The following is a 472-nucleotide window of genomic DNA, read 5'->3' as shown; positions in this document are numbered from 1 at the left end:
AAAATCAGCATGGACGGCAAAAAAAGAGCCCTTGACAATATCATTACCGAAAGGCTTTGGCGAACCATCAAGTATGAGGAAGTATATTTAAAAGAATACAATTCCCCTAGAGAAGCAAGGAAAGAGATTGGTAACTTTATACAATTCTATAATCACGAAAGACTCCATCAGGCCCTGGGCTATAAGACTCCTGCCTCCGTTTATGGCCTTTGAGTGATTCATCCTTCGGGTAGAGGATACTTCTCCGGGGGTGTTGTGTCAAGGGTTCGGCAAAGCCCTCGCTACACTCGCCCTTGACACAACACCCCCGGAGAAGGAAAAATAAAGCAGGATGAATCACTCCAAAAAATGTGAACTGTCCACTAACTGCCTCCAATGAGCATCCTCACGCTCTATTAGTCAGTATCTGTTTTTCAGATTCTGACCCACCTTAAAAATTTTAAATTTGTGTCTTGACGATGGGGTCCACCTT

General features: G+C 43.6%; 1 protein-coding gene. It reads left to right on the top strand.

The annotated features are described in order from the left end of the window. A partial coding sequence (locus tag IC21_RS12485) for an integrase core domain-containing protein (RefSeq protein WP_035180948.1) occupies window positions 1–213 on the top strand: 213 nt, incomplete at its 5' end. Window positions 214–472 lie beyond the last annotated feature (259 nt).

Source organism: Heyndrickxia coagulans DSM 1 = ATCC 7050, assembly GCF_000290615.1.
Lineage (GTDB): Bacteria > Bacillota > Bacilli > Bacillales > Bacillaceae_C > Weizmannia > Weizmannia coagulans.
The sequence above is the reverse complement of the archived record's forward strand: the minus strand, read 5'-3'. Positions and strand labels throughout refer to the sequence as shown.